Source organism: Flavobacterium suncheonense GH29-5 = DSM 17707 (genome assembly GCF_000430025.1).
Lineage (GTDB): Bacteria > Bacteroidota > Bacteroidia > Flavobacteriales > Flavobacteriaceae > Flavobacterium > Flavobacterium suncheonense.
Genome location: NZ_KE387020.1, coordinates 1 through 11,413, shown reverse-complemented (window position 1 = coordinate 11,413; position 11,413 = coordinate 1). Strand labels below are relative to the sequence as shown.

8 protein-coding genes are annotated in these 11,413 nt (G+C 40.1%); 4 read left to right on the top strand and 4 right to left on the bottom strand.

The window, feature by feature from the left end; translation table 11 throughout:
• Nucleotides 1-9: 9 nt before the first annotated feature.
• Nucleotides 10-945, top strand: coding sequence for a malate dehydrogenase (locus G498_RS0110215; RefSeq protein WP_026981054.1), 936 nt, complete (start codon nucleotides 10-12; stop codon nucleotides 943-945).
• Nucleotides 946-1,080: 135 nt separating this feature from the next.
• Nucleotides 1,081-4,035 (top strand): protein translocase subunit SecDF, encoded by a 2,955-nt coding sequence (gene secDF / locus G498_RS0110210; RefSeq protein WP_026981053.1) that lies wholly within the window; start codon nucleotides 1,081-1,083, stop codon nucleotides 4,033-4,035.
• A 320-nt stretch (nucleotides 4,036-4,355) separates the two neighbouring features.
• Here secDF and lgt read toward each other — a convergent pair whose 3' ends face one another.
• From lgt to folE, 4 genes are all read right to left on the bottom strand, one after another.
• Complete coding sequence (gene lgt, locus G498_RS0110205) at nucleotides 4,356-5,282, bottom strand: prolipoprotein diacylglyceryl transferase (RefSeq protein ID WP_026981052.1); 927 nt, start codon at nucleotides 5,280-5,282, stop codon at nucleotides 4,356-4,358.
• Nucleotides 5,283-5,366: 84 nt separating this feature from the next.
• The gene (gene yidD / locus G498_RS0110200; RefSeq protein ID WP_026981051.1) at nucleotides 5,367-5,591 is read right to left on the bottom strand and encodes a membrane protein insertion efficiency factor YidD; all 225 of its coding nucleotides are present in this window, start codon (nucleotides 5,589-5,591) and stop codon (nucleotides 5,367-5,369) included.
• 67 nt (nucleotides 5,592-5,658) lie between these two features.
• On the bottom strand, nucleotides 5,659-7,140 hold the full coding sequence (gene cysS, locus G498_RS0110195) for a cysteine--tRNA ligase (RefSeq protein WP_026981050.1): 1,482 nt from the start codon (nucleotides 7,138-7,140) through the stop codon (nucleotides 5,659-5,661).
• A 68-nt stretch (nucleotides 7,141-7,208) separates the two neighbouring features.
• Nucleotides 7,209-7,880: a GTP cyclohydrolase I FolE gene (gene folE, locus G498_RS0110190; RefSeq protein WP_026981049.1), complete on the bottom strand. Its 672-nt coding sequence runs from the start codon at nucleotides 7,878-7,880 to the stop codon at nucleotides 7,209-7,211.
• Between the two features lie 465 nt (nucleotides 7,881-8,345).
• On the opposite strand from folE, the gene G498_RS0110185 reads away from it, so the two are divergent.
• A complete protein-coding gene (locus G498_RS0110185) occupies nucleotides 8,346-8,750 on the top strand; it encodes a hypothetical protein (RefSeq protein WP_026981048.1) in 405 nt (134 codons plus the stop codon).
• A 6-nt stretch (nucleotides 8,751-8,756) separates the two neighbouring features.
• The coding region (locus G498_RS0110180; RefSeq protein ID WP_154656454.1) for a proprotein convertase P-domain-containing protein at nucleotides 8,757-11,413 on the top strand (2,657 nt) is incomplete at its 3' end.

The window sequence follows — 11,413 nt, the reverse complement described above, 5'->3', positions numbered from 1 at the left end:
ATATTAATCATGAAAGTAACAATAGTTGGCGCCGGAAATGTAGGGGCCACTTGTGCAGATGTTATCTCTTACAGAGGAATTGCAAGCGAAGTTGTATTGTTGGATATCAAAGAAGGTTTTGCCGAAGGTAAAGCGATGGATATTTCACAATGCGCCACTACCACAGGATTTAATACCCGTGTAGTAGGGTCAACAAATGATTATACTAAAACGGCAGGAAGCGATGTGGTAGTGATTACTTCAGGTATTCCGAGAAAACCGGGCATGACACGTGAAGAATTAATCGGAATCAATGCCGGAATTGTGAAAGGTGTGGCGGAAAATGTGCTGAAACATTCTCCAGATGCTATTATTGTTGTGGTTTCCAACCCAATGGATACCATGACCTATTTAACGTTAAAAGCAACCGGATTGCCTAAAAACCGTATCATCGGAATGGGTGGTGCGTTAGACAGTTCGCGTTTTAAATATTACTTGTCTAAAGCATTAAACAAGCCTTCTAACGATGTGGATGGTATGGTAATCGGAGGTCACGGCGATACAACCATGATTCCTTTAACCCGTTTGGCTTCATATTGTGGAACTCCGGTTTCAACCTATTTGTCTCAGGAAGAAATGGATAAAGTGGCTGCCGATACGATGGTAGGCGGTGCGACTTTAACAGGATTGTTGGGGACTTCAGCATGGTATGCTCCGGGTGCATCTGTAGCCTATCTAGTAGACAGTATCTTAAACGATCAGCGTAAAATGATTCCTTGCTCGGTGCTTTTGGAAGGCGAATACGGTCAGAATGATATTTGTTTAGGCGTGCCGTGCATCATTGGGAAAAACGGAATCGAATCTATAGTAGATGTCAAATTAAACGATGCCGAAAAAGCCTTATTTGCAAAAAGTGCCGATGCAGTCCGCGCGATGAACGGTGATTTGAAATCAGTTTTGGTGTAATCCAAATCACATAATAATAAGGAAGACTGCTCCATGCAGTCTTTTTTTTGATATAATTAAGAAATAAATTGGTAAATAGTATTGTAAAGTATATATTTGCTCGTTTTTGAAAAAAATAATTAATTTTTAGTAATAATGCAGAATAAAGGACTCATTAAATTTTTTGCAATTTTGTTTGCGTTGGTAAGTATTTACCAGCTTTCCTTCACAGTTGTTACCAATAATATCGAGAGCAAAGCGAAAGCGGCTTCCGGTGGCGATTCCAAAAAAGAGTTGGCCTATTTGGATTCAATTGGCAGAGAGAAAGTGTTTTTAGGTCATACTTTTAATGAAGTAAGAGAAAAACAAATTAACAAAGGTCTTGACCTTGAAGGAGGTATTAATGTTACCCTTCAGATTTCGGTTAAAGACGTTTTAAAAGGATTAGCGAATAATTCGAAAAACCCGGTTTTCAACCAGGCATTATCGGAAGCTACCAAAAACAGAGAAGGAAATCAGGATTATCTGGATGCGTTCTTCATTGCTTTTGATAAAGTTTCCAACGGTACCACTAAGTTATCATCTCCGGAGATTTTTGCCAACAGAAATCTTACCGAGATTACTTCCAAAATGACCGATGCTCAGGTAAAACCAATTATCAAGCAAAAAGTAAAAGAGTCTGTTGAAAGTGCTTTTAACGTATTGAGAGAGCGTATCGATAAATTCGGAGTTACACAGCCAAACATCCAGAAGATTGGAGAATCCGGAAGAATTTTAGTGGAATTACCGGGTGCGAAAGATGTAGACCGTATCACAAAATTACTTCAGAGTACAGCTCAATTGGAGTTCTGGCAAACCTATAAAATGGAGGAAATCGGGAGTTTCCTTTTGGCGGCTAACGATGCTTTGAAGAAAACTGAGAAACCGGTTGCCGTAAAAGAAGCACCGAAAACTTCACAAATTGATTCCTTATTAACAGGATCAACAGCAAAAGATACTACAACTGCTGCAGCTGCTGCAAATAACCCGTTATTAGGATTGGTAAAAGGCGGCGGACAACAAGGTGGTCCGGTTTTGGCTTATTTCAGTCCAAAAGATACGGCGAAAGTTAACAGTTATTTAAAAAGAGAAGATATCAGAGCTTTATTGCCTGCAGAACAGCGTTTTGCCCGTTTTGCGTGGGGTAAAGTAAATCCAAAAACTCCTGATGTGGTAGAGCTTTTCGCTTTAAAAACTACTCGTGACGGTGTGCCTCCGGTAGGTGGTGGTGTGGTAACCAACGCTAAAGACGATTTCAACCAGTTAGGTAAACCATGTGTAACAATTCAGTTTAATGCAGCGGGAGCGAGAAAATGGGAAGATTTCACAGGAGAAGTTGCTAAAACAGTAGGTTTTATTGCTATCGTTTTAGACAACACGGTTCACTCTGCACCACGTGTTGAAAAACCAATTCCTGGCGGAAGTTGTGAAATCTCAGGTTCTTTTGAGATTTCTGAAACTAAAGACTTAGCCAATATCTTAAGAGCCGGTAAATTACCTGCATCTGCGGAAATTGTACAAAAAGAAGTAGTAGGTCCGTCATTAGGACAACAGGCTATTGATAACGGTATCATGTCATCATTAGTAGGATTGGCACTGGTATGTTTGTGGATGGTATTCTATTACGGAAGAGCTGGTTGGTATGCCAATGTTGCTTTGATTGTTAACTTATTGTTCTTATTCGGAATTTTAGCAAGCTTAGGAGCTGTATTAACGTTGCCGGGTATTGCAGGTATCGTATTGACAATGGGTACTGCGGTAGACGCGAACATCATTATCTATGAGCGTGCCAAAGAAGAATTGCGCCATGGTAAATCCTTAGCGGATTCCGTTGTGGCTTCATATAGCTGGCATGGAGCAATGCGTTCTATTATTGATGCGAACGTAACGCACATCTTAACCGGTTTGATTCTATTCATTTTTGGAACAGGACCGATTAAAGGTTTCGCCACTACTTTGTTAATAGGTATTTTTACCTCCTTGTTCACGGCAATTTTTATTGCGAGAATCTTTATCGACAGAGATATTGCAGCCGGAAGATCGCTAATGTTTGCTACTAACATTACTAAAAACTGGTTTACAAACTTCCATTTCGACTTTTTGAAAGCTAAAAAATGGACGTATATGATCTCTTCTTTAGTTGTAATTGTAAGTTGTGTTTCCTTCTTTGTGAATGGTTTGGATCAGGGGGTTGATTTTGTCGGTGGTAGAACCTTCCAGGTGAAATTCGAAAAACCGGTTGTGCCATCTGAAATTTCAGAAGAACTTTCCAAAGAGTTTGGAGTAAACGTAGAGGTAAAAGAATTTGGTAATTCAAGCCAAATGCGTATCATTACGAAGTACAAAGTATTGGAAGACGGAGTTGGTGTAGACAAAGAAGTGAACGAGAAATTGTACAACGGTTTGAAAAAACACTATACAGCCAGCAATATTTCTTATGAGGATTTCATCAATACTGCTGAAGGAAAAACACTGGGCGTGGTGTCTTCATCAAAAGTAAGTGCTACAGTATCCGACGATATCAAAACCAACTCGTTTTGGGCGGTTATCGGTGCCATGCTGGTAGTAGGCTTGTATTTGGCGGTATCCTTCCGCAAATGGCAGTACTCTTTAGGAGCGATTGCTGCGGTTGCGCACGACGTTATCTTTGTATTGGGTACTTATTCATTGCTTTACAAGTATATGCCGTTCCACATGGAAATGGACCAGCACTTCATTGCTGCGATTCTTACCGTTATCGGTTACTCGATGAATGATACTGTAATCGTATTCGACCGTATCCGTGAGTTTATTGCAGGGAACACCAAAGGAGATTTCAACAAGATTGTAAACGACTCTGTTAATACAACATTGTCAAGAACCATCAATACTTCCTTAACAATGATTATCGTATTGTTAATCATGTTCATATTCGGCGGGGAATCAATCCGAGGCTTTATCTTTGCGATGTTAATCGGTATTGCAGTAGGTACTTACTCTTCTTTATTCTTAGCGACACCGGTGTTGGTAGATTCAATGCCAAAATCAGACAAGGATGAAGTAGAAAGACTTCATGAAGAAGCAAACGCATAATTGCTTTAATGATAAAGAAAAGCCACTCAGTAATGGGTGGCTTTTTTGTTTTCAGTACAGTATTGTTTGGGCTTTTTTGGAATGGTAATTCTGCCATACGTTGCAATCTTTTCAGGGCTTATTTGCAGGCAAACAAGCCCTGAAAAGGATTTCCTCTGCTTTCAGGAGTAGTAGGAAGCCATTTTCTTACCAGCAGGGTATTCTGTGCGGAAGCTGAAGGAATTTTTTTTTCATGATACTTTTGAGTAATCAGTCATAAAAAGTAAGCCATAAAAAAGCCGGTACAAGACCGGCTTTCATAATATACAAACAATTGTAATTTATTTTGTAGTTGTTTTTAAAGCTCTGGAGACCAAATAAGCGCCAATTGCAATAAAAGGTAAACTTAGCCATTGTCCGGTAGAGAAAAGCCCTAAGGCGCTCTCAAAACCACCCTGACTCTCTTTTACAAACTCCACAAGGAAACGAATAGTCCAAAGCATTACCAGAAACAGACCAAAAAGGTAACCCTGTTTTTCCCGGGCGTTGGTTTTCCAGTACAAATAGAATAAAATCGCAAACACGATTACGTAGCCAAACGCTTCGTAAAGTTGTGCAGGATGTTTTACGACCACATCATTCAGCAGGTTAACATACTGCGGATCAGATTCTATGGCTTTGTAAGCGGCTTTAGGATCGGAAATGCCTGTTTTTTCAACGGCTTCTCTCGCGTTATATTGGTCGCGGATAAACTTGATTCCTAATGAAGAAGTGGTCTCTTTACCCACAATCTCAGAGTTGAAAAAATTACCCAAACGCACAAAAATCGCACCGCTGGAAACCGGAATCACAATACGGTCCAAAATCCATAAAATAGGGCGGTGGATAATCTTTTTGCTGTAATAAAACATCACCAGAATAATGGCAATTGCAGCGCCGTGACTGGCTAATCCGGCAAACCCGGTAAATTCAAATTCCGGACTGAACCGGAACGGCAGCAAAATTTCAAGTTTATGATCTTTAAAATAATCCCAGTCGTAAAAGAAAACATGCCCCAATCGTGCACCTAAAAGCGTTGCAAAGACCGTGTAAATGAATAAGGAGTCTAATTTTTCAAGTGATTCGCCTTCTCTCTGGTAAATGTGTTTCATGATGTACCACCCTAAACCAAAAGCGACAATAAACATTAAACTGTAAAAACGAATCATGAAAAATCCTAAATCGATTCCCTCAGAAGGATTCCATACAAAGTATAGCGGTTGTGTCATATTAAAAATGTAAGCTTTATTTCGGTAAAAATAAGAAATGAAAAATAGTACAACGACTAAAAAGGGTTAATTTAATCAGAAATTTTACGGAACAGGGTCGTAACCGCTTCCGCCCCAGGGATGACAACTGCTGATTCGCTTCACGGCCAGCCATCCGCCCTTAAACAAACCGTGTTTTTTCAGCGCTTCCACCGTATAATGCGAACAGGTAGGCGAGTAGCGGCAAACGCCCGGAGTGAAGGGAGAAATCGCCACCTGATAAAACCGTACGAGTACGATAAACGGAAAAATAAGAATCTGTTTCAGCATGTTTCAAAAAAAATGATGAAGTAAAGGTACTCCATCATTTTGTAAAAATTATTGTTATGTAAATGATTTACTGAATTGTAAACGAAGTACCTTCTTTTCCGTCCTTCAGCTGAATGCCCAACGCTAAAAGCTTGTCGCGTATTTCGTCGGACAAACTCCAGTCTTTGTTCGCCCGGGCTTCGTCACGCATCCCGATAAGCATGTTTACCACGCCTTCGAGTTTGTTGCTGTTGGCTGCGGTTTCTTTTTCACTTTGCAAACCTAAAACATCAAATACAAAGGTGTGAAGACTCTTTCTGAAAAGTTCCAAATCGCTTGCGGTTAAGGTTTCTTTTCCTTCTCTCAGCAGGTTGATATAACGAACGCCTTCAAATAACTGCGCAATTAAAATCGGACTGTTAAAATCGTCGTTCATGGCATCATAACACGACTGTTTCCAGTCGGAAATGTTTAGGGAAGAACTTGCTGAAGCTTCAACATTATCCAAACTGTCAATAGCTTCCATCAATCGGTTGAAACCTTTCTCGGAAGCTAAAATTGCCTCATCGGAAAAATCCAAAATGCTGCGATAGTGCGCCTGTAAAATAAAAAAACGGGCCACAGAAGGCGAAAAGGCTTTACTCAGAACCGAATTGTTTCCGGTAAAAAGTTCTCTCGGAAGAATGTTGTTTCCGGTCGATTTCGCCATTTTCTTTCCGTTAAGCGTGAGCATGTTGGCGTGCATCCAGTAATTTACCGGAGTTTCGCCTGTACAGGCTTCGTTTTGGGCGATTTCACATTCGTGGTGCGGGAATTTTAAATCCATACCGCCACCGTGAATGTCGAAATGCTTGCCTAAGTACTTGGTACTCATAGCGGTACATTCCAAGTGCCAGCCCGGAAAACCGTCGCCCCACGGAGAAGGCCAACGCATGATGTGCTGCGGTTCGGCATTTTTCCACAAAGCGAAATCCAACGAGTTTAGTTTATCGGATTGACCGTCTAAATCCCGGGTGTTGGAAATCATGTCTTCGATGTTGCGTCCGCTCAACTTCCCGTAATTGTGCGCTTCGTTAAACTTTGCCACATCAAAATATACCGAACCGTTCGAAACGTAAGCAAAACCGTTATCGATAATTTGCTTGATGATTTCAATCTGTTCGATAATATGTCCGGTTGCTGTGGGTTCAATGCTTGGCGGATAATTGTTGAACAGTTCCATAATCTGATGGAAATCGACCGAATATTTCTGTACGACTTCCATCGGTTCAATCTGCTCTACGCGTGCTTTTTTGGCGATTTTGTCTTCGCCTTCGTCTTCGTCATCCACAATATGACCTACATCGGTAATGTTACGCACATAGCGCACTTTGTACCCCAAATGTTTCAGGTAGCGGTATACCAAATCAAACGAAATAAAAGTCCTGCAGTTTCCCAAGTGAACATTGCTGTAAACTGTTGGTCCACAGACGTACATTCCCACGTGTCCTTCATGGATGGGTTTGAAAAGTTCTTTTTCTCCGGAAAGCGAATTGTAAATCTTTAACGGTTGATTTTGATATAGTTGCATAGAAAATTATTGAAAAATTTAAAGATTGAAAGATTAAAAAAAAATTAAAACTTCAAAATCTCTGTCATTTAAAAGGTAGTGTCCAGTTTAATGTAATCCAAAAATTCGCGACGTACTTTGTCTTCTTTGAATTTTCCGCCGAATTCTGCCGTTACCGTACTGCTTTCGATATCGCGGATACCTCTTGAATTGACGCAAAGGTGTTTGGCATCGATTACACACGCCACATCTTCGGTGTTTAAAACACGCTGTAATTCCTGAACAATCTGAATGGTCAGACGTTCCTGAACCTGAGGTCGTTTGGCATAATAATCGACAATTCGGTTCATCTTGGATAAACCTACAACCGTTCCGTTGGAAATGTATGCCACATGGGCGCGACCAACTATAGGGAGTAAGTGGTGCTCGCAGGTAGAATAAACCGTGATGTTTTTTTCCACCAGCATTTCACCGTATTTGTATTTGTTTTCGAAAGTGGAAGAACCCGGTTTTTTATGAGGATGCAAACCGCCGAAAATTTCTTTTACAAACATTTTGGCCACTCGGTTTGGTGTGCCTTTTAAGCTGTCGTCTGTAAGGTCTAAACCAAGTGTATTTAGTATGTTTTCGACATCTTTTTTGATAGAGTTGATTTTCTCTTCATCAGACATTTCAAAAGCATCAGAACGCAAAGGAGTTTCGGCACTTGTGGCAATATGGTCGTCTCCTAATTGATCGTTCAAATCGTCGTTATGAATCATTATAAAGGTTTTGATTTATGAAATAATTGTAGCAAAGATAATTAATAAAAATTATACATCGTTCTGTCGGTGAAATGAAATCTTTTAACGACAAATACAGCCGTGAAACAGCTTTGTTTTTAATAAAATGAGGTTAATTTGTTATATTGTTAATAACTATTGTATTTGTCAGAATCCTTGTATTTGCTGGCTTTGTATTGTTTTTGTTGTTTGTTGTTTTGAAATAAGTAAATATTTTTTTGTGTTTTTTATAAATTTTTGCATATTTGTTAATTAACATAATTTTAATATTTCCGAAACGTATGGCTCAACATTACATTTGTGTTACATTTCTAACTGATTTTACAAAGGGATAATTATGTTGGCAGTTATTCCTTTTCCGATATTTCTTCTTAACGCTTCAAATCATTCTCGAAGCGGTTTTTTGGCTATTAATATTTTTCTCAATTTTTTAAAATAAATTTTATGAAGCATTTGTACTTTTTGCTGGCTTTGTTGTTTACTTCATTTTCTTCTGTCGTTTTTGCGCAAACGCAAGATTTGAACAGTGATAGTGGTAAATTTAATCTACCTCCTGGGTATCGCATGCCTTTGAAAATGAAGGTTTATGATTTGTCCCATAAACTTACCGGTAAACTTTCGGAAGAAAAGTATACCTCAGAGGATTTGAAATTCTTAAAAAGGATTTCAGATGAAGAGTTGGAAAAATATAAAGATCAGGCTCCGGACTATTACAACTACTACAAAAAAGGAACCGATTTTATTAATTCGCTGTCATCCAAAGTCAAATCCATATACTCGAAAGAGGAATTGTGGTACATATATGCATTTGATCAGAAGTTGAAAAATAAACTAACAACTATAAAATAAGTAATTATGAGAAATAACTACTTTTTAAGTTTTGTATTCTTTTTGATTAGCTGCATAAGTTTTGGACAGACTTATAATATGGCTAGCGGTGCTAACGGTACAATTAGTACGTGTTCCGGAACTTTTAAAGACGGAGGCGGAAATGGTAACTATGCCAGCAATCAATCCAGTACAATTACGTTTTGTCCTTCAACTCCGGGAAGTTTAATCCGGGTTTCATTTACTTCTTTTGATACTGAAGATGGATATGACTATTTAGAGGTATGGAACGGAAATACAGTTTCTGGAGCTGCAGCCGATACTTTTATGGGAACTTTGGGAGCGTTTGTTGTAACCTCGTCAAGTCCTGACGGCTGTTTAACATTTCGTTTTACCTCAGATTCTTTAATTCAATATTCAGGATGGTCAGCAACTATTTCATGTGTGACACCTTGTACACCTCCGGTTGCTGCAATGGTGAGTACAGCAACTGTAGACCTATGTCCTTCTACGTCTTTGTCGCCGGGTTCCTTTACGGTTCCGTTTAATGCTTCAAATTCAACAACTGCATCCGGAAGTATTGTTCGTTACGAATGGGATTGGGGTGATGGAACATCAAGTATTACGGCAGGCCCTAACACTACACATACCTTTCCTAGTACTGGTGGATACTACATTGTTAGATTGAAGGTAAGAAATAATATAACCACAACTGATCCGTTAGGCTGTTTGAGTACCAATTCGGTCACAAGAGTCGTCAGGGTGATGCCGGAACCAAGTTTTGCCGGAACTACCACCGGCCCAATTCCGGTAAACTGTGGAGATTCGGTTACCTTAAACGGATTGGCGCTTTCGCAGACAATTGTACAGGCAACACCTTCGATCGTTTCAAGTCCGGTATCATTACCAGACGGATCAGGGTCCAGTTATACATCAAGTCTTGATTTTTCGGGATTGTTTCCAGCTGGTTCGACTGTGACAGCAGGGTGTTATCCGACTTTAACTTTTAATTTGGAACATTCTTATTCGGGAGATTTGGAGATTACTTTAATAGCTCCGTCCGGTCAATCGGTGATGGTATACGACCAGCATGGTGGAGGAACTCATTTTGGTACTTGTGCCAACGCCGCAGATAACGGTGTTCCGGGCTGTGTTGCGACGTATACCGTTGTAAATTCAGGAGGTGTTGCATGGACTGCTGCAGGAGTAACAACCACGGCAACTTCAACGTGTGGTACTTATGGAGGAGCATGCGAAACGGGAAATTATTATATTTCTCAAACATACAACTCCACAAATCCGTTTTCTGCTTTTAATGGAGCTACAATGAATGGTGTCTGGACGTTACAGGTGAAAGATAATTTAACTTTAGATGATGGTGTTTTGTCGAACTGGTCTTTAACTTTTCCGGCCTCATGTTATGGCAGTTTACAATCGGCTACACCAGATTTAACTACTGCTACATGGTCAACTACCGGTTCAGGGCCAGCGGTTCCTGCACAAACGACTACAAGTACTGTTGTTAACAATCCGGGACCAACATGTCCGCCACCAGGACCATGTGTTGGTAACAGTTTGGCGAATAATGTTACAATCGGACCTTTCCCGACGGCTGGATCATATGTATATTCCTTTACTGTAACGGATGAATTTGGCTGTCAGTACAGAAGAAATGTAACGATTAATGTTACCTGTCCTTGTCCGTCAGCATCTATTAGCTATACCGGCTCACCGTTCTGTAATGTTGCTGGTTCTCAAGCAGTAACACTTACCGGCGTTGGAAGTTATACGGGTGGTACTTATAGTGCTACTCCTGCGGGATTATCTATAAATACTACTACAGGGGCAATTAATACAGGTGCGAGTACACCGGGGACATATACTGTTACCTACAGTTTAACTCCAGGCGGAGGGTGTCCGGTTATTAATGCAACTACTTCAGTTACAATTTCTGCGACTCCAACGGCCTCGGTAACATCGACTACGCCAATATGTTCGGGAAATAATGCTGTATTCAATGTAACTGGAACTCCTAATGCCACAGTGACATATAATATCAACGGAGGAGCTGCTCAAACAGTTGTATTGAGTGCTGCAGGTACAGCAACAGTGACTGTTCCGTCTGTAGTTGCTAATACAACATTTAATGGTACTTCGGTAGCATCAAGTGGAACCCCTTTAATCGGTTTAGGGCTTTCGGCCACAGGAGGTAATACGCCTGCTAATGCAACAGGTGCAATATCTGCTTCTGGAGCTGCGGCTAATGCAACTAATTGTGCTTTTGTTGACGGTTCGGCAACAACTTTAACAATTACACTGCAACATACTGTTCCGGCTGGTACTAATATAACTGTGAGTATAGCAAAAGATACGAATCCAGGTGCAGTTAATATTTCAGATGGTACGGCAACAATTGGAACTTTTAATTCAGGTACTAATGATGTACTTCAATATATAACAGTTACAACTACAGTTGCTACAAATACAATTGTCATCACAAGGACAGGAGGTATTGTTTGGGTAGATGGAGTGCAGTATACTTATATTCCTGTGGGATGTACAACACCTTTGGCAATTACTAACACTGTAGTTGTTAATCCAGTACATACTATTACAGCAGGCTCTGATCAAACAGTTTGTATGAACAGTGCCATGACAGCTATTACGATGACATTGGGTGGAGG